A 23754-nucleotide genomic window follows, 5' to 3' on the forward strand; every position below is an offset into this window, starting at 1 on the left:
TTTTATCAGAGGCAATCTCCCGGCATCTCCAGCCTTCTTCGATACATCTGAATGGTGTTTTCCAGACCAAAATACAAGGCATCACATACCAGCGCATGTCCGATTGACACCTCATCCAAATAAGGGATCTTATACTTCAAAAACGCGAGATTATACAAATCCAGATCATGACCTGCATTTAGTCCCAGTCCCAATTTTTTGGCTAGTTCTGAAACTTTGACGTAAGGAGCAACTGCCTTTTCTCTGTCTTGATGATAGAACGCAGCATAGGGCTCTGTATAGAGTTCTACCCGATCTGTCCCAGTAATTTTTGCCGGCTCAAAATATTTTTCCTCTGGATTGATAAAGATCGATACACGGCAGCCGGACTCCTTCAATTCTGCCACGATATCCTTGAGCATGCTTTGATGAGTAATTGTATCCCATCCTGTATTGGAGGTGATCGCTTCCGGCGGATCCGGAACCAAGGTAGCCTGAGCAGGCTTCACCCTTCTGACCAATTCCAGATAGCGCTTGTCTGGGTATCCTTCGATATTGAACTCCGTGGTAACCACCTCGGACAGGTCCAATACATCTTGATAGCGGATATGACGCTCATCTGGGCGGGGGTGAACGGTAATCCCCTCAGCCCCAAAGCGCTCGGCATCTTTTGCTACTTGGACTACATTTGGGTTATTGGCTCCTCTTGCATTGCGCAGAGTTGCGATCTTATTGATATTTACACTTAATTTGGTCATATAAAGCCCGAAAAGGGTAATTTTGTCTCTAGAACAAAGTTATAACATAAACTGAGTACCGATGAGTTTGAAGCAAAAGATAGAAAGTGAAATTAAATCTGCCATGCTGGCTAAAAATAAAAGTCGGTTGACGGCTTTAAGAGCCCTTAAGTCCATGATTCTTTTGGAAGAAACCAAAGGCGGAGCCAAGGGAGAAATATCTGCAGAAGATGAGATGAAGTTGCTGACAAAGGCAGCAAAGCAGCGAAAAGATTCAGCTGACATTTATGAGCAACAGGGAAGAATGGACCTTCATGAGGTAGAGATGGCCGAGCTATCGGTGATTCAGGAGTTTTTGCCAAAGGCTCTTTCTCCGGAAGAAATCCAAGCCGCCATCCAAGCGATCATCAGCAAAACCGGTGCTTCAGGAATGAAGGACATGGGCAAAGTAATGGGAATGGCCAGTAAAGAATTGGCCGGGAAAGCAGATGGCAAGGCTATTGCTGATCAAGTAAAAGCACTATTGAATTCTTAACACTTGGAGATCAAATCTCTTGTCGATATTGTCATTATCTTGCTCCTAGCCCTAGGAGCTTATGAGGGCTACAAAAAAGGCTTTCTGCTCGGTATTCTGGGTTTGGTCGGTTTTGTAGTAGCCCTCGTTTTAGGCTTTTATTTCATGGAGCCCGCTGCAGAATGGCTGGGTGAAAATGTAGATTCCATCAATCTTGCCTATCCGATATTGGGCTTTTTGATCATTTTCATTCTGAGTATTTTATTGATCAATGGCGTAGGATGGATTCTGAAAAAAATCATGGATTTAACCATTTTGGGCTCTTTTGACAAAATGGGAGGAGTACTTTTCGGCATCCTGAAAGCAGGGTTTTTCTTGAGCCTCTTTTTATGGTTCACCAATGAATTTGACTTAGACCTACCCAAAAAGTGGGAAAGAGAATCAGAACTCATTGGCTATGTAGAGCCGCTTGCTCCTGCGGTAATCGATGCAGTGGAACCGATTTTTCCTTCGGTCAATTCCACCAAAAGTAAGTTTGAAGAGCTCGTGGAGAAGGTCAAAGATGCTGCTATTAATTGATAATTTTGACTCATTCAGTCACATGTTGGCTGATCTGATTCTTCAGACTGGGCAGGAATTAAAAATTGTCAGAAATGATGTTTCGGTGGAGTCTTTGCAGGACTTACCCTTTGACGGTTTGATTCTATCTCCGGGTCCTGGAAGACCTGCTACTTCAGGAAATTTGATGCAGATTCTGGAGACCTTTCATCAGACGAAACCCATTCTTGGAGTCTGCTTGGGCCATCAGGCTATCGGTGAGTTTTTTGGAGCCAAACTTATCAAAAATGATCAGCCAACCCACGGAAAAGTCAGGATGGTTTTTCGACACCAAAGTCATCCTTGTCTGGACGGACTTCCTGATGAATTTTCTGTCACCCGGTATCATTCCCTGCAATTGACTGATCTGCCGGAGACGATTTCTCCTCTTTTAAAAACAAAAAAGGGCGAAATAATGGCTATAGCGCATACCTACCTTCCAATCTTTGGAATTCAATATCACCCCGAAGCATTGCTGACAGAATACGGATTGGAAATTATTCAAAACTGGCTTCAATGGGCCGATCTGGAAGTAAAGCAAGAGTCTCAATTCATTTAGAACTTGCTTCAAAAAATTAGATTTTGATTGTAGAAAGTAGAGAAGTTACCAGGAAAGAAATCGGCTGCTATGGCTGGTTTGAGTAAGCAACGGACACCCAACCTAAAAAACCTACCTCAAATCAATCACCTCGATACCGGGGTATTTCTTGGTGTCGAAGGCAAAGTAGGTCGGAGGAAGGTCGGCATTGGCCTTCAGGTTTTTGAAAGAATAAGAATACATTCCTCCCTGTCCATCAAACATTTCCCAGCCTAGCAGATCCTTGGTCCCCTTATCGATCATCAATTTCACCTGAGCAAAAGGAGCGTCTGCACTGGTAGCGTTCAATTCGACTACCTGGACTTTCTTACCCTGATAGGTTTTTTCTGCTAAAAGCTTGTAGTCAAATCCAGACTCATACATCCGATAAATATTGGACGGGGTCAATTCCCCTTCCATCTGACTGACGTCATTGATGGTCACTTCACGATACCCGTCCGCCTGAATAAAGGTCCACACGGTCTTTCCATCGTTGAAGATTTCTTGCTCAGGAAGCTTCAGTCGGTATTGCTCACCTTTGACGGCCACTTCCCCGCTTTGTCTATCTGAGCTTCCGCTTCCATCCTGATACGTAAAGTCAAATTCTGCTGTAAAACCATTCATGGCCTGGAACTTCTGACTCATGGCATCTAGGACCGATTTGGCATTCGGATCCTTTTGCGCAAGCACCTGAAAACCAATAAACATCAGGCAAAAAAAACTAAGAAAGAGAATATTTTTTTTCATAATCTGTAGCCGAATGGGGATGAATGTACGGCGACTACAAACTATTCAATAACTGTTCCAAACTAGCTTCATCTTGGATAAGAACTTCCCGAGCCTTGGAGCCTTCAAATGGACCAACGATTCCTGCGGCCTCAAGCTGGTCAACGATACGGCCGGCCCGATTATACCCAAGCTTCATCTTTCGCTGGATCAGTGAAGTGCTACCCTGCTGATGAAGCACAATCAACCTCGCTGCATCATCAAAAAGTGGATCCCTATCCGCTAAATCAATTTCACCTATACCGCTGTCGCTCTCTTCACCTTCAAACTCAGGCAACAAGTACGCATCAGGATAGCCATTTTGCTCCCCTATCCAATCGCAAATAGCGTCCACCTCAGGTGTATCCAAAAATGCACATTGCAGTCGAATCATCTCTGAGCCCTGTGACAGCAACATATCTCCCATACCGATCAGCTGATCTGCTCCTCCGCCGTCCAGAATGGTTCTCGAGTCAATTTTGGAAGTAACCCGGAAAGAAAGCCTGGCTGGGAAATTAGCCTTGATGATACCCGTGATCACATTGACAGATGGTCTTTGCGTAGCGACTACCAAGTGAATACCAATAGCCCGCGCCAATTGTGCCAATCGAGCAATGGGTCCTTCGATCTCCTTACCCGCTGTCATCATCAAATCCGCCAATTCATCAATTACCAAGACGATGTAGGGCATAAATTTGTGTCCCTTTTCTGGATTCAACTTGCGGGCGATGAATTTGGCATTGTACTCTTTGAGATTTCGAGCGCCGGCATCTTTGAGCAAATTGTATCGATTGTCCATCTCGATACAGAGAGAATTCAGCGTGTAAATAACTTTTTTGGTATCCGTGATGATGGCCTCTTCCGATCCAGGAAGCTTTGCCAAGAAATGCCGCTCGATCTTATTGAATAAGGAAAGCTCTACCTTTTTCGGATCGACCAAGACAAACTTCAGCTGCGCCGGATGCTTTTTATAAATCAATGAGGCCAAAATCATATTGAGACCCACTGACTTACCCTGTCCCGTAGCACCTGCCATCAGCAAGTGAGGCATTTTTGCCAAATCAGCGACAAAGACCTCATTGGAAATGGTTTTCCCAAGAGCAATAGGCAAATCCTTATCGGATCGCATAAATTTCTCCGTGCCTAAAACTGCCCTTGCCGGCACTAATTCCCGGTTTTTATTAGGCACCTCAATACCAATTGTGCCTTTTCCTGGAATAGGAGCAATGATTCGGATTCCCAAAGCTGCCAAACTCAAAGCAATATCGTCTTCGAGATTTTTGATTTTGGAAATTTTTACCCCTGGCTCAGGTACGATTTCATAAAGCGTTACAGTCGGTCCGATGGTCGCTTTGATTTCCTGAATCCCTATTTTAAAGTTTTCAAGGGTCTCGACAATCTTGTTTTTATTGTCTTCCAGTTCCTGTCTGGTGACAGTCACTTTTTGCAGATCATACTCATTCAGCAGGTCAAGGGAAGGGTACTTATACTTCGGCAAGTCCAAGGTTGGATCATAAGGATCCAGGTTTTCAACTTCCTCGGCGGTCTTCTCTGTGCTTTCAGCTTTGGTCACTGAAAACTGCTTTTCCTCCACGGGTTTTTCAGGCTTCGGATCTGTATTTTCTGCTAAAAGATCTACCTGATTGATCTCGAATAGATCATCTTCTTCCGGCAGTTCATCCGTGTTTTCTTCCTCTGCATTTTTTACAGTCCAGGAAGAACCATCATCCATCAAGTCTTCTTCTTCTTCCTCATGCTCTTCCAATCCGAAGGGATCTTCATTTTTGGATTGAGGCTTGATCGCTAAATCTTCCTCCACCAATTCATTCTCCTGAATAATTGACTCCTCCGGATCGGAGCTTTTCAGGCTGAACCAATCCAACTTGTCAATATCGAAGAAGAAAATCACAAAAATCAACAGAGAACCAGCAAGCAGAATAAAGGTCCCCCAACTCAGAAAATCTGCCGAAAGCTTGGCCATTTCATAGCCAAAACCTCCTGAAAGGAAACTCCAATAGGAGTAGCCTTTGACCAAAATCACGATATATCCTGTCAGCAATCCCAGCCAAAAGGTGAAGAATAAGGCAAAAGTTAGGTAGCGATTCAGGGAAATCAGGCTAATCTTAAAAGCCCATCGAAATCCCAGAATAAAGAGAAAGGGCGGGAATAGAAATGCTGCAACTCCAAACCATCGATAGATCAGTAAGTGACTTGCCTGTGCGCCTAGCCACCCCAGCCAGTTTTGAGATTCTCGGGCAATCGACCGGGTGGATTCTTCCGAAGAATTCATGACCAAACTTTGATCAGCTTCACCGCTCAACAAATAGCTGAGGAAGGCAAAAAAGAGAAAAATCCCCAAAGACATGAGGATAATTCCAAGCGCAAGAACCAACTTTGAGTTTTTGATATTCCCGAAGGAAAAATTCAATTTAGAAGCGCTGGAATTAGCTTTTTTAGGCTTTTCGCCTTTTTTTCGAAAAGTATTGGTTTTTGTAGAACTGCTGGGCATAGACGCGTTTCAATACTAATTGGAAGATACGGTTTCAGGATTTGATTTGGAATTTTTACCTGAAAAATAACCGATCAAGCCTTTTTTAATGCGTTTGATAAGGCTAGGTCCTTCATAAATCATGCCTGAATACACCTGTACTAAACTTGCACCTGCCTCCAGCTTTTCGATGGCATCCTCTGCAGAGTAAATTCCTCCCACACCGATAATCGGAAAGGCGGATTTAGACTTGGAGGATAAATAGCGAATGACTTCTGTGCTTCTATTCTTCAGAACCTTCCCGCTGAGACCTCCGGCTCCTATGGCTTCCACTTCACTTTTAGCTGTTTTTAATCCGCTTCGATCGATGGTCGTATTCGTCGCAATCACCCCATCTATTTTGGTTTCTGCCACTATTTCGATGATATCGTCCAACTGGCCCTCTGTCAAATCGGGAGCGATTTTAAGCAGGATTGGTTTAGGCTGTTCTTTTTCATCATTTGTATTCTTGACTGCCGTCAAAAGTGCTTTTAAAGGTTCCTTTTCCTGCAAATCACGCAAATTGGGCGTATTGGGTGAGCTTACATTGACCACAAAATAATCTACATATGGATGAAGTGCCTCTAGGCAAAAGAGGTAATCATCTACCGCTTTTTCATTGGGGGTAACCTTATTTTTGCCGATGTTTCCTCCGATGATCACATCAGATTTTCGCTTCTTCAGCCTTTCCACGGCATCCAAAACTCCTCCATTATTGAATCCCATGCGATTGATTAAGGCTTCATCTTCCGGCAAGCGAAATAGCCTAGGTTGCGGGTTTCCTTCCTGTGGTTTTGGGGTAAGCGTACCGATTTCGATAAAACCAAAACCCAGCATAGCCATCTCATCAATCAACTTGGCATCCTTATCAAAGCCAGCAGCCAAGCCAACGGGATTTTTGAATTTCAAACCAAAAACCTCCCGCTCGAGGCGCTTATCCTCCAAATGGAAAACACTTCCAATCAAAGATCCTAAAACTGGAAAATTGAATGTCTTTTGGGTGAGATTGACAGTGAAATGATGCGCTTCTTCAGCAGGCTTGGTGAAAAAGAAAGGCTTTAGGAGAGTTTTATACACGGGATTACTTTTTTCCTTTTGGACAAAAGTAGCCATTCCCACTCAAAATTCCCCTTTAAAAAAGGGATGAATTAACAGCTACAATCTTGAACCAGATTCCGAATTCCCTTCTGCACAGAAAGGCGAACAGCTTGTTCAATGGAGCCGAAGTTTAAGGAAAGACTTTCTGAATCCCCATAAGGAATCTGGAGATCATCGAAAGTTTTAAGCATCACTCCACAATTTTAAATTTCTCTCCTGCTTCCTTTCGGGAATAGGCGTTGAAATGCCACCATTCCGAACCAATCCCTGAAAATCCGGATTCTGTCATGACTTTTCGGAGAATATCACGGTTTTTGACCTGCTCTCGGTTAATGACACCTTCTTGAAGCATTTGCTCCTCCCGATCGGGATAAGCCGCATAACCGAAGAAATCATAGCCCGTACCCATATCCAATACAGAATCAGCTTCTGTGTCAAAGATTGTCAGGTCTACCGCCACCCCAAAATTATGCAAGCTCCCTACTTTTGGATCAGCGACATAAAGTGGTTTGACACTGTCCGGCTTGTCCAAATTATCCCAAAGAATTTGCTGCACAGAGCGGGGACGAACGCCATCATAGACATGAAGGACAAGATTGGGATGCTCTGACTGAAGCTTTTCCTGTGCTTGCCTAAGCATCTCAGCTACTTCCGGTTGTAGATATGCATTAGTCAAATCGCCATAGACGTCCTGACCAAAAAAGTTATCCTCAGTGGAATATTTTAGCTCCACCCGAATTCCGGGGATCACCTCCTCCAAGTTGACCAGACCTTGTTCGATCAAGTTTTGCTCCAACTCTGAAACGGGCTCATCGATCTTCTCAACTAGCGGCTCCAAGTTTTCTCGTTGTTGCTCGGAAAAGACCTCTTGATCACTTTTCGGCGTGCTGCAGGCAAAAACCAGCCCTGTAAAAAGTAGTGATGCGTATTTCATTTAATCAGGATTTTTTATTGACCATGGTCGCTGAAGCCTGTGCGGTAGGCAAAACTACAATATCAGCCAAAACCACATGTGCCGGTCTATTCACACAGAATTCCACGATTTCTGCGATATCCTCAGCCAAAAGAGGCTCGTAACCCTGATAGACTTTTTCGGCCCTATCCCCATCTCCCTTAAATCTAACCAGTGAAAACTCCGTCTCCACCAATCCCGGGTGAATACCTATCACTTTGATTCCAAATGGATTTAGATCGATCCGCATTCCTTTGGTGATGGCATCCACGGCATGCTTGGAGCCACAATAGACATTCCCATTTGGATAGACTTCCTTACCAGCGATGGAGCCAATGTTGATGATAGTCCCGGATTTCCGCTCGCACATTCCCGGGATGATTGCCTTGGACACATACAGCAAGCCTTTGACATTAATATCCATCATGGCATCCCAGTCATCCGTACTCCCCGTCTGAATAGGATCCATTCCATGGGCATTCCCGGCATTATTGATCAGGACATCGATCCCTTTCCATCGATCCGGGAGATTTCCCAATAAATCAAATACCGCTTCTTTGTCCCGAACATCAAAAGTCAAAGGAAGCACTTCCACACCTTTGGGAACCTCCTGCATGAAAGCTTCCAATCTATCAGTTCTTCTACCTGTCACGATCAGATCATAGCCGTTTTTTGCCAAAATCAAGGCGCAGGCCTTTCCTATTCCGGAGGTCGCCCCGGTAATTAATGCTATTTTTCTTTCCATTTGGACAAGTTAGGATAAATGAAAACTTTCGAAAAGCCGACTATTGAAAATTCAAGTAAATCGTCACTGACTTTCGCTTGATGCTGGAGATGGCATCGCGTATTTCAGGAATGGTATTTTCGGGTTGATAGAGATTGTTTAAACCATGAGAAAAGCGGATCTCAGGGGCAAATTTGAAATAACGAAAGTACACCTCAAATCCCATCCCCAACTCAATAGTGTAGTCCTGCCCCACAGTTACCAAATCTTCCAAGTTTGCCTCGTCCTGAGTCTTGGTGCGGAACATGTAGCTCGCTCCTCCGATAAAATACATCCGGGTATTATTGAATCGCTGTGAGCGATACTTCAGCAAAAGCGGCAACTCAATCATCGTGGATTCACTGATGAGGGTATTGACATTTACTGCAGGACTAACCGGTTCGTCTGGGTTGGGGATATCCGGCACCAAGTCATCCGAAAAATATTGAACCTCCGTTCTGAACTCATAAAACCCGATTTTAGGTGTGAATAAAAGTTGCATTTGGTCATGAAAGCGCAGCATTCCTATAAATCCCAAAGAAAAGCCGGGGGTATATTTTGGGAAAATAGCACGTACATTCTGACCGGCAGTATTGGGTGTTTGCACAAATCGGTCCGCATATTTCAATCGATAGGTACTGGTATGACCTGCAAGGAAAAACCCATAAGATAAAAGCTTATCATCCGAACCAGACGTACTTGTCAAGCCAAATAAGCCTTGAGCATTGGTGGACGATAAAGTTAAAAAAGTCAGAAATAGGGTAATTACCCCTATTTTACTCCTACGTAAATCGAACTGATACCAAAAGTGAGCGGTTTGCATACGGTGCTGTGAAATCCTACTTTGTTTAAGACTGCCAGAAAATCCTGTCCATCCGGGAATGCCTGAACGGATTCGGGAAGATAAGTATAAGCAGAATTGTCCTTGGATACAATTTTACCAATTTGAGGCAAAACAGCATTGGAGTAGAAAGAGTAGGCCTGTTTCATTGGAAATGACCTAGGCTTGCTAAATTCCAATATCACGGTTTTCCCGCCCGGCTTCAGCACCCGATACATATCTGCCAGTCCTTTTTCCAGATTTTCGAAGTTTCTGACACCAAAGGAAACGATCACGGCATCAAACTTATTATCCTCAAAAAGTAATCCTTCCGAATCCCCTAGCTGTAAATCGATGATATGATCCAGCTTTCGGTTTTTCATTTTTTTTCTGCCCTCGGCAAGCATACCTTCCGAAATATCTACCCCGATGATTTTTTCGGGTTTCAGCGCCAAAGCTTCAATCGCGAAGTCTCCGGTACCGGTAGCGATATCCAAAATCAACTTCGGCTGATCAGCCTTGAGCATTTTGACGGCTTTCTTTCGCCAAATGATATCAATACCTAGGCTCAGAACATGATTGAGCAAATCATATTTGGGGCTGATATTGTTAAACATCTCAGCAACCTGAGCTTTTTTAGGGTCTTCTTTATCTTTGTAAGGGACTACGGACATCAGTAATTCTGTAATTGGTGCGCAATATTACTGAAGAAACCCGAGGAAGGGAAAATTGTTAGCTAATAAAGCATTTAGTCTCTTCGGATTTAACCCAGATTATACACTAGGATCCGTAGTAAGAGTTCAAAACGCAAGGAAATCAAGTATTTCGCGAAAAAGACATAGCATCGCTACGGTGATTGAGCTAAATGCAGCGAAGCGGTTGATTTGAAAGCGTTTTGGGCTCGTAACAGGAAGTCTAATGTATATTTCGGGTTTAAGTTCTAATTTTGCGCTCAAATAAAATATTATGATCCGCAAAGCCGAGTTTGTCATTTCCAATTCCAATCCGGGCAACTGTCCCAAGCCTGATCGGGCTGAGATTGCCTTCATTGGCCGATCCAATGTGGGCAAAAGCTCCCTGATCAACATGCTGACCAATAAAAAAGGATTGGCAAAAACCTCCCAAACTCCCGGCAAAACGCAATTGATCAATCATTTTCTGATCAATGATCAATGGTATTTGGTGGATTTGCCTGGCTACGGATTTGCCAAGGTAAATGTCAAAGTCAAGGAGGGCTGGGAAAACATGATCAAAACCTACCTGACCAAACGAGAGAATCTTTGCGGAGTTTTTATTTTGATCGATAGTCGCTTAGAGCCCCAAAAAATTGATTTGGAATTTCTGCTTTGGTGCGGAGTCAATGGTGTGCCGGCTGCTTTGATTTTCACCAAAGCTGATAAACTCTCGAAAACCAAAACCGACCAAAATGTTCGAAAATTTTTGAAAAAGACAGAAGAGATTTTCGAAGAAGCACCAGACTATTTTGTGACTAGCGCAGAAAACCAGATGGGAAAAGATGAGGTAAATGCCTTCCTCGAAGAACTCGTCAGAGAATATGAAAACGGTGCGGCCGAATAAACACAAGTTCTATATTTGCATACTGATAAATTAAACCAATGGATTTTAAAGAAATTGCAACAGTTTCCGGCAAACCGGGACTATTTAAAGTATTAAAGCCTACTCGTACAGGGGTGATTTTGGAGAGCATGGATGAGAAAAAAGCCAAGCTAGTAGCAGGCATCTCCCATCGAGTTTCCATTTTAGGCGATATCTCGATCTACACCCTGACCGAAGAAGGTGCGGAGCCACTACAGCAGGTCATGCAGAAAGTCGAGGCAGAATTTGAAGGAGATTTAGGACTTGACAGTAATCCGGATGATGCCGAATTGCGGGCATTCATGAAACATATTCTTCCAGAGGTAGATGAGACCAGAGTGTATGTCTCTGATATCAAAAAACTCATCAGCTGGTATAAAATCATCCGAAAGTTCGCTCCTGAGGTGCTCAACCCTAGCGAAGAAGGAGAAGAAAGCGCAGAAAAGGAATAAGACTATACCTTAATAATTAATATTTCGTCATTGCGAACAAAGTGAAGCAATCTTTTCTCGTTCAACCATAAAATCATTAAGATCGCTTCTCCCTCCCCTGTCGGGATCGCGATGACGAATTCATTTTTTCGTCTCATGAACCAAGAACCAATTTTACATACTGCCTATCAATTGGCCCAAAATCAGTTTGACTTACCTGAATTGGTAGAGGCATTTGATGAGGAAAAGGCAATTAGACTTTTGACCTTAGCAGTCAGGGATCTACTGGACAAGGATCTAGAAAAACTCCTGAACATTTGCTATCGAATTGATTTATCGGAAAACACCCTCAAGCAAATCCTTCATCAATCGGAACCTGATTCGGTAGCCACGGATTTGGCTAAGGCACTTTGGGAAAGACAAAAACAGAAGGCTGAAATTTGGAGGAAGTATTCTTGAAGTTACACGCCTTACTTTGTTCGATGAAATAGGTTCGGATCCTCAAGAAATACACCTTCGGTGAAATATGGCTGCGCAGATATACACTCCCTTTGGTCATGAGATACGCTTGATATTTCTAGTACTTAAAATAATTAGGAACCTGCGTGAATCTGCGATTTTTTCTGCGAAAATCTGCGGGAAAATATAGCTTTGACTGGGAATCTGTTTCAATGTATTTCAGCCCGCTTGCGAGCCATATTTCTATCGTATTTCCACTGTATTTCACCGAACTTCCCTCTTCCTACTCCCTCCGTCTTACTCAATACATTGGCTCAAGTCTCAGGACTTGGGCCTTAATAAGGCAGTCTCCTGACTGCTTGCGATATTTTTGAATAGCTCCGTCTTGATGGCATCCTATTTCCGTTTCCAAAACAAAGATCATGGGCCAGCACTGGAATTCGGTTTTTGTTTTTTTCCCCTGGGTTGAAACCCAGGGCTATTAAAAATCGTGTCCGCCACGGCAGACTGGCATTTCAGCACTCTTTCTTAATCACTTTACAAAGTCTTTGCGGGAGATTATCTGCTCTGCTAGACCTTATTTCAGCTCGCTTGCGAGCTTTATTTCTATGGTATTTCTGCCGAATATAACAGAACTTCCTACTTCCCTCTCCCTTCTTCCCTCTTCTATCATTCCTTAATCTCAATCACCTTAAACTCCGTACGTCGGTTGACCTGATGCTCCTCTTCTGTCTGGGCGTTTTCAATGATCAACTGCGTCTCACCATAACCTTTGGCCACCAACCGATCAGCCGCAATTCCTTGAGAAACCATGTAATTCACCGCTGACTCGGCACGTCTCTGCGAAAGCTCCAAGTTGTAGGCATCAGAAGATCTGTCATCTGTATGCGAACTCAACTCAATTCGAATCTGAGGATTATCTTTCAGGATCTGTACTAGTTTATCCAACTCCTTCGCCGCGTCCGGTCGGATATCGGCTTTGTCCAGATCGTAGTAGATATTTTCAAGCACGATGGACTTTTCCAAGATCAATTGATCCAAAACAATCGTCGTATCCAAGGTCACATTGGTTACGTCCTGCACCAAAGTAGCTGGATCCGGTGTTTTTCCGAAGGTATTGTATGGAACAGATTTGGAGAAATAACCGCCTTTTGAAGCGATGATGGTATAGTTAGACTGAGGCTCCAGGGTAAATCTAACCCGACCATTGCTATTCGAAAAGTCTCCTCCGATCTGCTTATTGTTTCCATCATAAAGCACCACACGAGTATTATCCAAAACCTGATCAGGCTCTCCCGCTACCCGCTGCTTGGTAAAGACATTAAGCAGGACGTTGACGATTTTTGGCTTCGGGGTTTTATCCTCGAAATAGTAGATATCATCATTTCCTATCCCACCTGCTCGATTGGAAGACAGGAAACCTTCTTTAGGGTAATTGGTAAAAAAGATCCCGAAATCATCCGCCTCACTATTGATATTCTCACCGAGATTTTTGATGACTTGTTTTCCATTTTCATCTTGCTCAGCTACGAAAAGATCCAATTTTCCAAATCCTGGATGCCCATCCGAAGCAAAGAAGAACTTGCCATCAGGAGCAGGTCTAGGAAAAAGCTCGTTTCCTGGGGTATTCACATTTGGACCCAAATTCACGGCATTTCCAAAGTCTCCATTTGCCAATTTGGTCGCCTTGTAGATATCGATTCCCCCATAGCCTCCTGGTCGGTCTGAAGCAAAATAAAGTTCCTCCCCATCAGGACTAAACGCAGGAGTAGAGTTCCACCAGTTTTCCTCTTCATTCACGGGCAGCCAAATGGGCAAAGTGAAGCCTCCTCCTCTAAAATAAGATGCAAAAAGTGCAGTCTCAGGAAGATCCCGTGGAGAGGTAGAATTTCCCCTGGCATAGATCAGGGTATTCCCATCCGGACTGATAGCCATAGCAGCCTGATTCAATCCTTCTTCATTCGGGAATTCCGGTAAGGCTTGAATCCCGCTGACATCCACTCGAAGATCTTCTGCTCTGGCCCGAAATAGCTTGGTGTAAGGTGTGCCTGTAGCTGGATAAATTCCCGAAGCCTGTCTGGCTGAGGTGAAATAGAGGAAATTTTCACTCACAATGGGAGCGTAATCATCTCCCGGAGTATTGAGTTCTCGGTAATTAACCAATTCATGGAAAGGCCAGTAATTCTCTATCCCTTTCGCTAGATTTATTCCTTCGATCTCCCGCTGAGTTCGGGCAAGCAAGGCCTCATCTTGGGTATAATTTTTTGCATTTTCGAAAGCTTCGATAGCCTCATCTCCTTTTTGTTGCGCTTTGAGACTTTGTCCCAAAAAGAAATAGCGCTCAAAACTGGGTTCAATATCCACCAATTTTTGATAATAATCCGCAGAATTTTCAATTCGGTTGGAAAGCCGATAGCTCTCAGCGATCACTTCATTGGCCCGCTCATTGGCTGTGTCTTGCTCCAGTATTTGTGAAAAAGTATTGATAGCATACTGATATTCTCCTGAGAGGAACTGGTCTGTGCCCTTTTCCTGAAGGCTTTTACAGCCTGCTAGAGACAGCATAATGAGGAAAATTCCCAAAAAATAATTCTTCATTCGATAAGACATTGATGATCTGGACTGAATATTACTAATTAATTTGGAAAATATTTGTTCAACCAACTTTTTGAGGCAGGTATCCAAAGGCTTTCCAGGTCTGCCTTGGTCTGAATCAGAGGATTGATCACCAAGGTATCCGTATCAATTTCTCCCTCCACCACTTTGGATTTGATTCCCAAGGCAGGAGCTATCTGAATGGAATTGGCCGATTTGAAAGCTACTTTTCCCCGGTCAGTCAAGTTGATTTGCAGCAAATTTTCAAGCTTCTGCAAAGCACGAACCGAAGAATCGATCGAGCAACCGCTTGTCGCTGATCTCGACTCATCGGCAGCCAAGACAATCACCTGATCTTCCAAAATCTCGAAGGAAGTCAAAATCCCATTTCCATGCACATTCCATCCCTCACAGAAGGATTTCAATTCACTTGTGGCAAGTTCCAATTCCTTTTCACTGAGTTTGCGGTCAGCTTGATACACCCAAACCCTGCTTGATTCTGATAAATTTTGGAAGGCTACGTACATTATTTGATTTTTTGACAAAGAAAAACCCTTTCTACCTAACGGCAAAAAGGGTCGAATTGATTCAATCTTTATCAGACTTATATTCCCATGTCTTTGGCGATCATTTCAGCCAGGTCATAAACCTGCACCTCATTTTCGCGCTCTTTATTTTTGACCCCATCGGTCATCATGGTGAGGCAAAACGGGCAACCCACAGCAATGGCATTCGCTCCGGTAGCTAAGGCCTCCTCTGTCCGCTCGATATTGACATCTTTCTTTCCTGGCTCCGGCTCCTTAAACATCTGCGCCCCTCCTGCCCCACAACAAAGACCCTTGGTTCGGCATCGCTTCATCTCGACCAATTCCACATCCAGCGCCTTGATGACTTCCCGAGGAGCTTCGTAGACATCATTGGCTCGTCCGAGATAGCAGGAATCATGGAAAGTGATTTTCTTTCCCTTAAACTCCCCTCCTCCTTTCAGAGCAACCTTGCCCTCGTTGATCAGCTGCTGGAGAAACTGCGAATGATGAATCACTTCGTAGTTTCCACCCAAAGCTGGGTATTCATTTTTGATCGTATTAAAGCAGTGAGGACAGGCAGTGACCACCTTTTTCACTTCATAGCCATTTAGCACTTGGATATTGGCGACCGCCTGCATTTGGAACAAAAACTCATTCCCTGCTCTTCGCGCCGGATCTCCGGTACAGGCTTCCTCTGGACCCAAAACCGCAAAAGACACCCCGACTTTATTCAGGATTTTTACAAAAGCTTGGGTGACAGCCTTGTATCGGTCATCAAAGGAACCGGCACAACCGACCCAAAAAAGAACTTCCGGACTTTCGCCTTTCGCGGCCATTTCGGCCATGGTTGGAACTTGATATGTAGACATATTTTCGGATTTACGATTTTTGATATTGGATTTAGGAGAAAAACTTTGAAGCAATGCTTAATCTCGACAATTCAATCACTTAGGTTTACTAATTTTTCAATTTTCAAATTTTTCAATTTTTCAATCTGAAATCTCCTCATTTTTGACTGAATCAGCCCAATTAAATCGATCTTGCGGGCTGAATTTCCAAGGAGAGAAACTGGTCTCCATATTTTGGAACATCGCATTCCACTGAGCAGGAGTTCCGGACTCTTCCATAGCAACATAGCGGCGCATTTGTAGAATAATGCTTAGCGGATCAATATTGACCGGACAAGCCTCCACACAGGCATTGCAGGAAGTACAGGCATTCAATTCCTCTTTGGTGATGTAGTCACCAAGCAGTGATTTGCCATCCTCCAGTCCAGGTCCACCGACGTCAATACTTTTACCGACTTCATCCGCCCGATCGCGTACATCCATCATGATCTTTCGGGGAGAAAGTTTCTTGCCAGTTAGATTAGCCGGACATTCTGCAGTACAGCGACCACATTCGGTACAGGAGTAGGCATTCATTACATTTACCCAAGAGAGGTCATTGACATCTTTGGCACCAAAGCGGCCGATTTCTGCAGGTGGCTCATTGCTTCCTTCGGTCGGAATCCCAAGCATCATATTGACCTCATTGGTAACTTCCGGCATATTGGCCATCTCTCCTTTTGGCTTCAAGTTGGAATACCAGGTATTTGGGAAGGCCAAGAAAATATGCAAGTGCTTGGAATAGGTCACATAAACCGCGAAAGCTAAAATTCCCGCGATGTGGAACCACCAGGCAAATCGCTCCACGAAAACCAACGACCCGGTACTCATACCCTCAAAAAGCGGCTGAATCAAACTACTGAAGAACAAGGTTCCCAAAGCGATGTAATGCTCATCTCCCCGATTGGCCACGATCTGATCTGTAGCGTTCATCGTCAGGATGGCAAGCATCAGAACAATTTCGATGACAAGGATCAAGTTTCCATCCAGCGCAGGCCAACCTTTCATCTCGGGCTTGGTAAAGCGAGGCACCTTGCTGACATTCCTTCTCCAGAGGAAAGCCACACAAGAGATCAATACCGCCACCGCTAGAAATTCAAAGATATTGATGGCTACTGTGTAGGCCGATCCAAGGATGGGGGCAAAAAGCCGATGCGTCCCGAGAATTCCATCCAAAATAAACTCCAACACCTCCAGATTGATGACGATGAAACCTACATAGATCAACAGGTGGAGAAAAGCCGGAATCAGGCGTTTGAACATTTTCTGCTGGCCAAATGCGACCAAAAGCATGGTTTTCCAGCGGGCTTCAGGCTGATCATTTCGGGTCTCTCCCTTTCCCAAAAAGATGTTGCGCTTCAGAAAGCGCACCCTTTTGGTGATAATAAAGGCAGCTACCGCCAAAATGATCAAAAAAGCAACTTGAGGTAAAAAGCTCATTTCGATACGATTAAGTAATGTTGAAGATTCTTTTCAATATTTTTTTGACAGAATGATTTGCATCAAATACACAAATACCTACCTTTGCATCACTTTAACAAAAGGTGATGTAGCTCAGCTGGTAGAGCATCGGACTGAAAATCCGTGAGTCGGTGGTTCGAGTCCACTCATCACCACGAGCCTCGAAGAAATTCGGGGCTTTTTTTATGCCCTTCTGCGGAGTATTCAGACCTATTTGACCCATCTCATTCATGAATGCAAAGTAAGAAATAGTCTGCATGCATACTATTTTTTATTTCTAATTTAAAACGAATCTAAAATTATTGATTGCTTAAACAATTGAAATATGCAGTTGGGGAGAATTTAGACTAATTACCAGCATCGAATTTCGATAGGATAGAAAGGTAGTAATAAACCAGCCATGCCTACGGCATTCATTTCCATTTACTTTCAAATTAGTCTTGGAAAAAACAACACCTCAAAGTAAAATCCCTGCAAAGAGTCCGAGCGGGATGAAAAAGCCAATCAGCAAGCAGTCTCCTGACCGCCAAATACCAAAAGAAAAACAGTCAGAAAAATGCATCATTATCAGCACAAGTCGGAAAACTTGCGATATGGCTTAAAGAGACTTCGTCTTAAGAGAGCATAACAGAAGAATCAAAATATAGTAGCCTAGCCAAACACAAAACTTAAATTGATTGGGCGCGTGGGATGACACAGCACCGGGCCAGCGTCCGGCCTTGTGCGGTGGAAGCTTTGCTGTGTCTTGACCTTTTGGTTCTTTTGGGTCAAGCCAAAAGAACGAATAGAAAATTCTGTACTAAAAAGGCGGTATTTAGCATTGTTTTGCCAATATGTGATCCAATAATATCCGTATTACTAAATAAACCTTGGAAGACTTTTTTGCAATAAGCAAAAGCGTATGAAAATTAGATAAATCGTGAAGATTGCACTCCTGATGGCAAAAGTCGAGAAACTTGCGCTAATGGTGAAATACCTATTACCCGAACCCAAAAATTTTTTTACAAAAAATTGTAACCTTTAGATTCTTCAAGCATCACCTACACAAATGAATTCATTTTTTGAAGGACATATCTGGCCTTTGCGCGGAACGCTATTTCGGATGGCATTCCTCTGGGTGAAAGATCGGGCCCTGGCCGAAGACCTCCTTCAAAATGTCTTCGAAAAGTCCTTTCAGCGGGAAGATGAATTGGAAAAGCATCCTAACCTGAAGGCTTGGATGATCCGAAGTTTGAAAAATGAAGCTTTGATGCACTTTCGAAAAAACGGACGGATAATCTCGCTGGAAGGCGAAATTGAGCCATCGGAAGAGCCCAAAGAGTTGGAAAAAGGAAATGAGCAGCTTTCTGATCTGATGCGGCTCGTAGCCAAACTTCCAGAGAAGCAGAGCCAGATCTTTCAGTTGCGGGAAAGCGAGGGCCTGACCTATGAGGAAATCGCCGAATACCTGGAGATTTCGATTGAGCAAGTAAAAGTCAACCTGCACCGGGCCCGAAAAAAACTCCGGGAAGAGTACCAAAAAAAGTGAAAAAACCATGAAGGAACGAATAGAAAAACTTCTGAATAGCTACTGGGCTGGAGAAAGCACCCTCGAGGAGGAAGCTGAACTCCGAGAGCTCCTGAAAAAATCTGATGGATTTGAATCAGAAAAAGCTTGGTTTGCTGAATTGGAGGACTTTTCAAAAGAAGAACCGCACAACCTCCAAAAACCAAGAAGAACCCAATTGGCAAACCTCTCCTGGATGGGTTGGGCCGCCTCTATTCTGATCCTGATCGGAACATACTTTGGTTGGCAAGCCTATGAGAGACAGCAAGAAGAACAAGCCTATCATGAGGTCATGGCCGCTTTGTCTCTTTTCCAGGAGAAATATTCCGAAGGACAGCAGCAGCTTCAAAAAATGAATGATCTCAAATACCTCAATACTACCAATGAACTCTTCAAACCTCTAGAAAAATAAATCATGAACAGAATCATACTTCTATTCCTCCTTTTCTTCGGAAGTATCCTGACTTCTCTGGCTCAGGATGACGCGATTCAGCGCTTTTTTTCCAATTACATGGAAGACGACCGCTTTAGCCGGGTGTATATCTCTCCTAAGATGATGCAGATGGCGGGAGGCTTTCTGAAAAACAACGCCGAGGAAGCCGAATCACAAGACCTGGGAGAGCTAATCCAAAAAGTGCGCGGGATCCGGATCCTATCCTCCGATGAAGTGGACGGCATGACTATGTACAAGGAAGCCTACAGTTCCCTGACCAAAAACAAATACGAAGAACTGATGGATGTCCAAGACAAAGGCTCCAGCCTGAAATTCCTCGTACGTGAGGAAGGCGGACTGGTCCGCGAGCTGCTGATGATATCCGGTGAGAAAAGTGAGTTTACCCTGATGTCCCTTCTTGGAACTTTCACCTACGAGGAGCTCAATATGCTGGCTGACAAAACCAACATACCCGGCATGGATCAATACGGAAAAGGAAACAAACAGAAATAAAACTTATCAATATACAAAATCATGTCAGCGGCCTTATTTTCTATACTTTCTTGGCTGGAAGTCGGAAGAATGAAGATCGAAGCCCCTTTATTCCGATACTCTAGGCTCCTTGTAGGCCATTCTCTTTGATTACTAACAGAAAAGCTGACATCAATTAAAACTAAACCAATAATTACAAATTACTATGAAAAAGCTGATTTTAGCCATCGCATTATTTGGAATGGTATTTACCGTTCAGGCCCAAAGCAAATCTGTCCAAGCACTGTATGAAAAGTATAAAGGGGAAGAGGATTTCTTCCACATGGAATTGGGAGGGAACTTCATGAATTTCGCCGAAGGCTTCAAAATTGATTTGGATGAAGATGACATGGCTACGGTAGCCAAGTCTATCGAGAAGCTCAACTTCTTCAAGCTCCCGGAAAATGCCGATCGAAGCGGTGCAGAATACAAAGCCCTTAAAAAAGGACTGGAGAAAGAACGCTATGAACTACTGATGGAAATGGCCGATGAGGGTGAAATCAGGGTTTATTCCAAAGGCAATAAAACGATCTCCGACCTAGTGGTGCTCGTCGGAGACGATGCGGGAGACCTAATGGTCGTCGAACTCAAAGGTTCCTTTGCTCAGGAGCTCGTAGCCGAAGCGATGAAGCAAGGCAGGAAGTAGGAAAGTTTCAAAAAGAAAAAATTAAGCTACCAGCGAATTTGGTAGCTTTTTTTGTTTGACTGTCTCGTCCTGAAATAAGTTGACACAAACACGACTTATTATGGAAAAAGAGAAATTATTTTTCAAACTCTCAACTAGTTGATTTTTGCTACTTTATCCGCTTTTTCCACTTTCGGGGATTTTGATTTATATTAAATACGGATATTACATCAATAGTAGGATTATTGAAAACATAAAAGACTAAATACGGGAAACGGTCTAGAACAAAGGCCCTTACCTTCTTTTTATAACGAACCTGAAAAGATCTAGGATATTTACTTATAATTTGTTCGGCTGCATCAAGTGCGGCTAAAAATTCTTCCCCCAAGCCTATCCTTTGGTTTTCATACCATAGATAGCCCTCAAATACATCAATCTCAGCCTCCTTGGATAAACGGTACTCATAAGGATTCTCTAGCGCCACGTCTTATCCGGTTCTTAACGCTATCCCAAGAAGAAAACTCCATTTCTCCCTTATCATATATTTCAATCCTGTCTTGTAGTTCCTTTTGTTGTTCTTTACTTAAAACAATAGAACTTTCCTGTTTCTCCTTAAGCTCTTGAACCTTTTCAAGAACAGATTGATCTTGAAGCTCGGTAAGCCAATGAATTAGGTCAATTTTTACAGATAATAGATCCATACAATAATAATTTTGAATCTCAAAAGGTAACGATTTATTCAATCACTTGATTTTACAATTTTCTAGAATCACTTTGAGTTCCTCTAATTCCATCTTTCCCCTCTATCATTTTCTTTAGAAATAAAGTAGCTTTAAAATAGACATATTTCATTTCACAATCGGTGAAGAGAAAATGATTTATTCCCTTCCTTCCCAAAAAATCCTGCCTTTAAGTTTTTTCACCGATCAAGATCTAATTCAGACCTTTGGTTTTTTGATTCCTGTGGCTCTTCCAATGGTATATGAGTTTGCGCGCGGGGGGGGGGGGGGATAAAGAAATACCTGATTTTGCTAAAAATTCCACCATGTCCAAACCGTAGATCCGTCCAAGTTTGGCGATCTGAAGGATATTCGGAACTGTTTTTCCACTTTCGATATTGGAAAGAGTTTTCTGGGACACTTCCAAAAGATGAGCAACTTCCTGCTGCGAAAGCTTTTTTGCTTCCCGTGCTTTTTTCAACCGTGATCCCAATTCCATTTTCAAACAAGTAAAAAGTTACTAAAAATTAGAAATATCTTACTAGGTATTTACCTAAAGGCACTCCAAATTAGCACTAAGAATTTAAAGTCAAAGAAAATTTAGATTTTTTTAGTTTTAAAATTATGGAAAACAGTCTTTTCTGCGTAAAGAAGCTATTTGATCAGATCAAACTGCCTTATAGCATGTACTATTTGAAGGAAAAATTGCTCACTCATCCTGAGCCGGATTCCTTACTGGCTATATCCGATACCTTGGCCGAATACAAAGTAGAAAGCCTTGCGCTACAGCTCGATGAGGAAAAATTGGATCAACTTCCCCTGCCCTGTGTGGTTAGTAAGCTTTTGAGTTGAAGGAACGGTCTCGAGTGTATTGAAAATGGGATAAATGGATTTTCTGAATCAAAATTGAATCAATTGGCAAATACAGTTCAATGAATTGGACTGAAAATCTTCGGTGGACTGGGCCTTACGGGATTTTCGGTTTTGGAGTGCTTTGCAAACCCGTGAAAAAAATGACTTAGTCCCGAACTTGTTTCGGGAATCCAGTCATTTTTAGGGTGGCAAAGCAGGACAAAATGCCGCTGTGCATTAGTTTTATAAATGCTGTAAATACTATCAGCGGCAAGAAAATAACGAGGCCCAAGACTTTTGGATACTTTTGGTCTTCAAAAGTATCGAAGGCGGAAAGAATCGATGAGGTCTAAATGGGGAGAAAAGGATCGGATTTTATTAATATCTCAGAGGTAAAACCGATTAAATAGGTGTTTATTCTTTCAAATTAGCTACCCGACTTATAAAATGATCACCAATGAAGTTTCGGAAAAGTCAAGTTGAAGAATATTTCTGGAGGAAGGGTATCTACCTCGCTTGGATCAGCATTAAGCCTTACTTAATGACTCAAAAAGAGCTATACACTACCAAAAGCAAGTTGGCGAAGATTCTGTCCAATAGGGAGCTTTTCGACTATTTTCTGAGCACATCAAGACAGATCACTTCCGATCCCGAGGGATTAGGGATATTTCTAAATGGGGCTAATCCTAAATATCATATATTGAAAGTCTGCAACCCTTACTGTGGTCCTTGTGCCCGAACGCATCCGCTTTTGGAGCAGCTCTATGAAGCCGGGAATATTGATTTACAGATCGTATTTGTACCCGGAGGAGCAGATGAGGTCAGACTCAAGACAATCCGGCACCTCTTGGGTATTGCTTCTCAAGGAGATTTAGAACAGACTCGCCAAGCCTTGGATGAGTGGTATAGTCAGGATAATAAAGATTATGAAGCCTTTGCGGCAAAGTATCCACTGAATGGAGAACTGGCAAAGCAAGAATCCAACATCAAGGCCATGCTGGACTGGGCAGACAAGGAGCAGATTGATCATACGCCCACGATTTTCATCAATGGCTATGAGTTGCCATCCAACTATGCAGTGGAGGATTTGAAATATGTCTTAAACTAAAAAAAATCTGCTGATGCAGAAAAAAATATTCAATCGCGATGAATAGTCACAGTCTCCGGTGACTGAAATTGTCGGAGGATTAGCTCATTTAGTTAAATTATTCAATAACTATTTAAATTAAAAAACTATGAAAAAGTTAAGTATAGGAAAATTAACCGTAAACGAAGAGGATATCCTTACTAGAAACGCCTTAGCAAACATTTTTGGAGGTAACGGAAATGGTTTTTATCAATGCACATGCAATGGCAGAAGACCAGTTACAATAATGATTTATGATGGTACAAATCCTGGAGAGGCAGATGCATATCCAGATTGTGTTGGCATTATAGATTGCAAAAAAGTACAGTAACTAATATATATTGGGACATCCATTTTGGGTGTTCCAATTAACTTGAAAAGTGATCTTTGTCTTACATAGATTTATATGCAATCTTTGATAAGGAGGAGAAACTTCATGAAAATTATTTTTTACATAATGTTATCTCTTATAGGAGAACAAATCATGTCTATAAAATTTCAATTATAACCCCTGTTAAATGAAAGCATTATTCATTGACATAAAAAAACCAGTATTTATTCTATTAGGTTTCTTGGCTTATTCATGTACAAGGAATTGGTCCGAAAATTCAGATTCAAGCAATCTCTTGGAAAAAAT

General features: G+C 42.8%; 28 protein-coding genes and 1 tRNA gene. 14 read left to right on the forward strand and 15 right to left on the reverse strand.

From position 1 onward, the window contains the following. Nucleotides 1-5: 5 nt before the first annotated feature. The gene (locus OU792_RS12020; protein ID WP_134199752.1) at nt 6-737 is read right to left on the reverse strand and encodes a pyridoxine 5'-phosphate synthase; all 732 of its coding nucleotides are present in this window, start codon (nt 735-737) and stop codon (nt 6-8) included. 61 nt (nt 738-798) lie between these two features. On the opposite strand from OU792_RS12020, the gene OU792_RS12025 reads away from it, so the two are divergent. The 3 genes from OU792_RS12025 to OU792_RS12035 are packed head-to-tail and all read left to right on the forward strand — an operon-like array spanning nt 799 to nt 2386. Continuing rightward, the gene (locus tag OU792_RS12025) at nt 799-1251 is read left to right on the forward strand and encodes a GatB/YqeY domain-containing protein (RefSeq protein ID WP_026947799.1); all 453 of its coding nucleotides are present in this window, start codon (nt 799-801) and stop codon (nt 1249-1251) included. A gap of 3 nt (nt 1252-1254) precedes the next feature. Continuing rightward, nucleotides 1255-1809 (forward strand): CvpA family protein, encoded by a 555-nt coding sequence (locus tag OU792_RS12030; RefSeq protein WP_222583874.1) that lies wholly within the window; start codon nt 1255-1257, stop codon nt 1807-1809. Next, a complete protein-coding gene (locus OU792_RS12035; protein WP_274670288.1) occupies nt 1793-2386 on the forward strand; it encodes an anthranilate synthase component II in 594 nt (197 codons plus the stop codon). Before OU792_RS12030 ends, OU792_RS12035 begins: the two co-directional genes overlap by 17 nt. 111 nt (nt 2387-2497) lie before the next feature. Here the strand turns inward: OU792_RS12035 and OU792_RS12040 are convergent, their stop codons facing one another. The 7 genes from OU792_RS12040 to ubiE all read right to left on the reverse strand — a co-directional run bounded on the left by OU792_RS12040 (nt 2498) and on the right by ubiE (nt 10003). Next, nucleotides 2498-3151 carry a LolA family protein gene (locus OU792_RS12040; protein ID WP_024283546.1) on the reverse strand — a complete coding sequence of 218 codons (654 nt, stop codon included), beginning with the start codon at nt 3149-3151 and terminating at the stop codon, nt 2498-2500. A gap of 34 nt (nt 3152-3185) precedes the next feature. Next, a complete protein-coding gene (locus OU792_RS12045; protein WP_274670289.1) occupies nt 3186-5678 on the reverse strand; it encodes an FtsK/SpoIIIE family DNA translocase in 2493 nt (830 codons plus the stop codon). 15 nt (nt 5679-5693) lie between these two features. Beyond that, nucleotides 5694-6773 (reverse strand): quinone-dependent dihydroorotate dehydrogenase, encoded by a 1080-nt coding sequence (locus tag OU792_RS12050; protein WP_274670300.1) that lies wholly within the window; start codon nt 6771-6773, stop codon nt 5694-5696. 211 nt (nt 6774-6984) lie between these two features. After that, nucleotides 6985-7728, reverse strand: coding sequence for a M15 family metallopeptidase (locus OU792_RS12055; RefSeq protein ID WP_274670290.1), 744 nt, complete (start codon nt 7726-7728; stop codon nt 6985-6987). A 4-nt stretch (nt 7729-7732) separates the two neighbouring features. Beyond that, nucleotides 7733-8491 (reverse strand): SDR family NAD(P)-dependent oxidoreductase, encoded by a 759-nt coding sequence (locus OU792_RS12060; RefSeq protein ID WP_274670291.1) that lies wholly within the window; start codon nt 8489-8491, stop codon nt 7733-7735. Between the two features lie 40 nt (nt 8492-8531). Beyond that, nucleotides 8532-9332 carry a type IX secretion/gliding motility protein PorT/SprT gene (porT, locus tag OU792_RS12065; protein WP_134199742.1) on the reverse strand — a complete coding sequence of 267 codons (801 nt, stop codon included), beginning with the start codon at nt 9330-9332 and terminating at the stop codon, nt 8532-8534. Next, nucleotides 9281-10003 (reverse strand): bifunctional demethylmenaquinone methyltransferase/2-methoxy-6-polyprenyl-1,4-benzoquinol methylase UbiE, encoded by a 723-nt coding sequence (gene ubiE / locus OU792_RS12070; protein WP_026947789.1) that lies wholly within the window; start codon nt 10001-10003, stop codon nt 9281-9283. Before ubiE ends, porT begins: the two co-directional genes overlap by 52 nt. 292 nt (nt 10004-10295) lie before the next feature. Between ubiE and yihA the strand changes: the two genes are divergently transcribed. The 3 genes from yihA (at nt 10296) to OU792_RS12085 (ending at nt 11815) form a co-directional block, all read left to right on the forward strand. After that, the gene (gene yihA / locus OU792_RS12075) at nt 10296-10907 is read left to right on the forward strand and encodes a ribosome biogenesis GTP-binding protein YihA/YsxC (RefSeq protein WP_274670292.1); all 612 of its coding nucleotides are present in this window, start codon (nt 10296-10298) and stop codon (nt 10905-10907) included. A 38-nt stretch (nt 10908-10945) separates the two neighbouring features. Continuing rightward, nucleotides 10946-11377: a DUF5606 family protein gene (locus tag OU792_RS12080; protein WP_274670293.1), complete on the forward strand. Its 432-nt coding sequence runs from the start codon at nt 10946-10948 to the stop codon at nt 11375-11377. Nucleotides 11378-11512: 135 nt separating this feature from the next. Further along, on the forward strand, nt 11513-11815 hold the full coding sequence (locus OU792_RS12085) for a hypothetical protein (RefSeq protein WP_274670294.1): 303 nt from the start codon (nt 11513-11515) through the stop codon (nt 11813-11815). A 669-nt stretch (nt 11816-12484) separates the two neighbouring features. On the opposite strand, the gene OU792_RS12090 is transcribed toward OU792_RS12085, so the two are convergent. From OU792_RS12090 to OU792_RS12105, 4 genes are all read right to left on the reverse strand, one after another. Then, on the reverse strand, nt 12485-14413 hold the full coding sequence (locus OU792_RS12090; protein WP_134199733.1) for an OmpA family protein: 1929 nt from the start codon (nt 14411-14413) through the stop codon (nt 12485-12487). A gap of 38 nt (nt 14414-14451) precedes the next feature. Continuing rightward, complete coding sequence (locus OU792_RS12095) at nt 14452-14937, reverse strand: hypothetical protein (RefSeq protein ID WP_274670295.1); 486 nt, start codon at nt 14935-14937, stop codon at nt 14452-14454. A 77-nt stretch (nt 14938-15014) separates the two neighbouring features. Beyond that, a complete protein-coding gene (locus tag OU792_RS12100; RefSeq protein ID WP_274670296.1) occupies nt 15015-15806 on the reverse strand; it encodes a (Fe-S)-binding protein in 792 nt (263 codons plus the stop codon). A gap of 120 nt (nt 15807-15926) precedes the next feature. Then, a complete protein-coding gene (locus OU792_RS12105; protein ID WP_274670297.1) occupies nt 15927-17264 on the reverse strand; it encodes a 4Fe-4S dicluster domain-containing protein in 1338 nt (445 codons plus the stop codon). Nucleotides 17265-17367: 103 nt separating this feature from the next. On the opposite strand from OU792_RS12105, the gene OU792_RS12110 reads away from it, so the two are divergent. From OU792_RS12110 to OU792_RS12130, 5 genes are all read left to right on the forward strand, one after another. Beyond that, a tRNA-Phe gene (locus OU792_RS12110) sits at nt 17368-17440 on the forward strand. 893 nt (nt 17441-18333) lie between these two features. Further along, nucleotides 18334-18813, forward strand: a complete 480-nt coding sequence (locus OU792_RS12115; protein ID WP_274670298.1) for an RNA polymerase sigma factor — start codon at nt 18334-18336, stop codon at nt 18811-18813. 7 nt (nt 18814-18820) lie between these two features. Continuing rightward, nucleotides 18821-19243: a hypothetical protein gene (locus OU792_RS12120; protein WP_026947779.1), complete on the forward strand. Its 423-nt coding sequence runs from the start codon at nt 18821-18823 to the stop codon at nt 19241-19243. 3 nt (nt 19244-19246) lie between these two features. After that, nucleotides 19247-19777 (forward strand): DUF4252 domain-containing protein, encoded by a 531-nt coding sequence (locus OU792_RS12125; protein WP_274670299.1) that lies wholly within the window; start codon nt 19247-19249, stop codon nt 19775-19777. Between the two features lie 184 nt (nt 19778-19961). Then, nucleotides 19962-20441 (forward strand): DUF4252 domain-containing protein, encoded by a 480-nt coding sequence (locus tag OU792_RS12130; protein WP_134199725.1) that lies wholly within the window; start codon nt 19962-19964, stop codon nt 20439-20441. 148 nt (nt 20442-20589) lie between these two features. Here the strand turns inward: OU792_RS12130 and OU792_RS12135 are convergent, their stop codons facing one another. The 3 genes from OU792_RS12135 to OU792_RS18680 all read right to left on the reverse strand — a co-directional run bounded on the left by OU792_RS12135 (nt 20590) and on the right by OU792_RS18680 (nt 21638). Next, nucleotides 20590-20904, reverse strand: a complete 315-nt coding sequence (locus OU792_RS12135; protein WP_134199724.1) for a type II toxin-antitoxin system RelE/ParE family toxin — start codon at nt 20902-20904, stop codon at nt 20590-20592. Further along, nucleotides 20882-21121, reverse strand: a complete 240-nt coding sequence (locus OU792_RS12140; RefSeq protein WP_134199722.1) for an addiction module protein — start codon at nt 21119-21121, stop codon at nt 20882-20884. Before OU792_RS12140 ends, OU792_RS12135 begins: the two co-directional genes overlap by 23 nt. A gap of 232 nt (nt 21122-21353) precedes the next feature. Continuing rightward, nucleotides 21354-21638 carry a helix-turn-helix domain-containing protein gene (locus tag OU792_RS18680; protein WP_446698896.1) on the reverse strand — a complete coding sequence of 95 codons (285 nt, stop codon included), beginning with the start codon at nt 21636-21638 and terminating at the stop codon, nt 21354-21356. A gap of 125 nt (nt 21639-21763) precedes the next feature. Here OU792_RS18680 and OU792_RS12145 point away from each other — a divergent pair, with 125 nt between their 5' ends. The 3 genes from OU792_RS12145 to OU792_RS12155 all read left to right on the forward strand — a co-directional run bounded on the left by OU792_RS12145 (nt 21764) and on the right by OU792_RS12155 (nt 23448). After that, nucleotides 21764-21991 (forward strand): cysteine peptidase family C39 domain-containing protein, encoded by a 228-nt coding sequence (locus OU792_RS12145; RefSeq protein WP_134199719.1) that lies wholly within the window; start codon nt 21764-21766, stop codon nt 21989-21991. A 457-nt stretch (nt 21992-22448) separates the two neighbouring features. Beyond that, a complete protein-coding gene (locus tag OU792_RS12150; protein WP_134199718.1) occupies nt 22449-23099 on the forward strand; it encodes a DsbA family protein in 651 nt (216 codons plus the stop codon). 127 nt (nt 23100-23226) lie between these two features. Continuing rightward, nucleotides 23227-23448, forward strand: a complete 222-nt coding sequence (locus tag OU792_RS12155) for a hypothetical protein (RefSeq protein WP_134199717.1) — start codon at nt 23227-23229, stop codon at nt 23446-23448. Nucleotides 23449-23754: the final 306 nt, after the last annotated feature.

The organism is Algoriphagus sp. NF, from assembly GCF_028823735.1.
Lineage (GTDB): Bacteria > Bacteroidota > Bacteroidia > Cytophagales > Cyclobacteriaceae > Algoriphagus > Algoriphagus marincola.

Coding starts and splice junctions, on each gene's coding strand:
- OU792_RS12020 (WP_134199752.1), bottom strand. CDS start 737: ATGACCAAATTAAGTGTAAATATCAATAAGATCGCAACTCTGCGCAAT.
- OU792_RS12025 (WP_026947799.1), top strand. CDS start 799: ATGAGTTTGAAGCAAAAGATAGAAAGTGAAATTAAATCTGCCATGCTG.
- OU792_RS12035 (WP_274670288.1), top strand. CDS start 1,793: ATGCTGCTATTAATTGATAATTTTGACTCATTCAGTCACATGTTGGCT.
- OU792_RS12040 (WP_024283546.1), bottom strand. CDS start 3,151: ATGAAAAAAAATATTCTCTTTCTTAGTTTTTTTTGCCTGATGTTTATT.
- OU792_RS12045 (WP_274670289.1), bottom strand. CDS start 5,678: ATGCCCAGCAGTTCTACAAAAACCAATACTTTTCGAAAAAAAGGCGAA.
- OU792_RS12055 (WP_274670290.1), bottom strand. CDS start 7,728: ATGAAATACGCATCACTACTTTTTACAGGGCTGGTTTTTGCCTGCAGC.
- OU792_RS12060 (WP_274670291.1), bottom strand. CDS start 8,491: ATGGAAAGAAAAATAGCATTAATTACCGGGGCGACCTCCGGAATAGGA.
- porT (WP_134199742.1), bottom strand. CDS start 9,332: ATGCAAACCGCTCACTTTTGGTATCAGTTCGATTTACGTAGGAGTAAA.
- ubiE (WP_026947789.1), bottom strand. CDS start 10,003: ATGTCCGTAGTCCCTTACAAAGATAAAGAAGACCCTAAAAAAGCTCAG.
- yihA (WP_274670292.1), top strand. CDS start 10,296: ATGATCCGCAAAGCCGAGTTTGTCATTTCCAATTCCAATCCGGGCAAC.
- OU792_RS12080 (WP_274670293.1), top strand. CDS start 10,946: ATGGATTTTAAAGAAATTGCAACAGTTTCCGGCAAACCGGGACTATTT.
- OU792_RS12085 (WP_274670294.1), top strand. CDS start 11,513: ATGAACCAAGAACCAATTTTACATACTGCCTATCAATTGGCCCAAAAT.
- OU792_RS12090 (WP_134199733.1), bottom strand. CDS start 14,413: ATGAAGAATTATTTTTTGGGAATTTTCCTCATTATGCTGTCTCTAGCA.
- OU792_RS12095 (WP_274670295.1), bottom strand. CDS start 14,937: ATGTACGTAGCCTTCCAAAATTTATCAGAATCAAGCAGGGTTTGGGTG.
- OU792_RS12100 (WP_274670296.1), bottom strand. CDS start 15,806: ATGTCTACATATCAAGTTCCAACCATGGCCGAAATGGCCGCGAAAGGC.
- OU792_RS12105 (WP_274670297.1), bottom strand. CDS start 17,264: ATGAGCTTTTTACCTCAAGTTGCTTTTTTGATCATTTTGGCGGTAGCT.
- OU792_RS12115 (WP_274670298.1), top strand. CDS start 18,334: ATGAATTCATTTTTTGAAGGACATATCTGGCCTTTGCGCGGAACGCTA.
- OU792_RS12120 (WP_026947779.1), top strand. CDS start 18,821: ATGAAGGAACGAATAGAAAAACTTCTGAATAGCTACTGGGCTGGAGAA.
- OU792_RS12125 (WP_274670299.1), top strand. CDS start 19,247: ATGAACAGAATCATACTTCTATTCCTCCTTTTCTTCGGAAGTATCCTG.
- OU792_RS12130 (WP_134199725.1), top strand. CDS start 19,962: ATGAAAAAGCTGATTTTAGCCATCGCATTATTTGGAATGGTATTTACC.
- OU792_RS12140 (WP_134199722.1), bottom strand. CDS start 21,121: ATGGATCTATTATCTGTAAAAATTGACCTAATTCATTGGCTTACCGAG.
- OU792_RS18680 (WP_446698896.1), bottom strand. CDS start 21,638: ATGGAATTGGGATCACGGTTGAAAAAAGCACGGGAAGCAAAAAAGCTT.
- OU792_RS12145 (WP_134199719.1), top strand. CDS start 21,764: ATGGAAAACAGTCTTTTCTGCGTAAAGAAGCTATTTGATCAGATCAAA.
- OU792_RS12150 (WP_134199718.1), top strand. CDS start 22,449: ATGAAGTTTCGGAAAAGTCAAGTTGAAGAATATTTCTGGAGGAAGGGT.
- OU792_RS12155 (WP_134199717.1), top strand. CDS start 23,227: ATGAAAAAGTTAAGTATAGGAAAATTAACCGTAAACGAAGAGGATATC.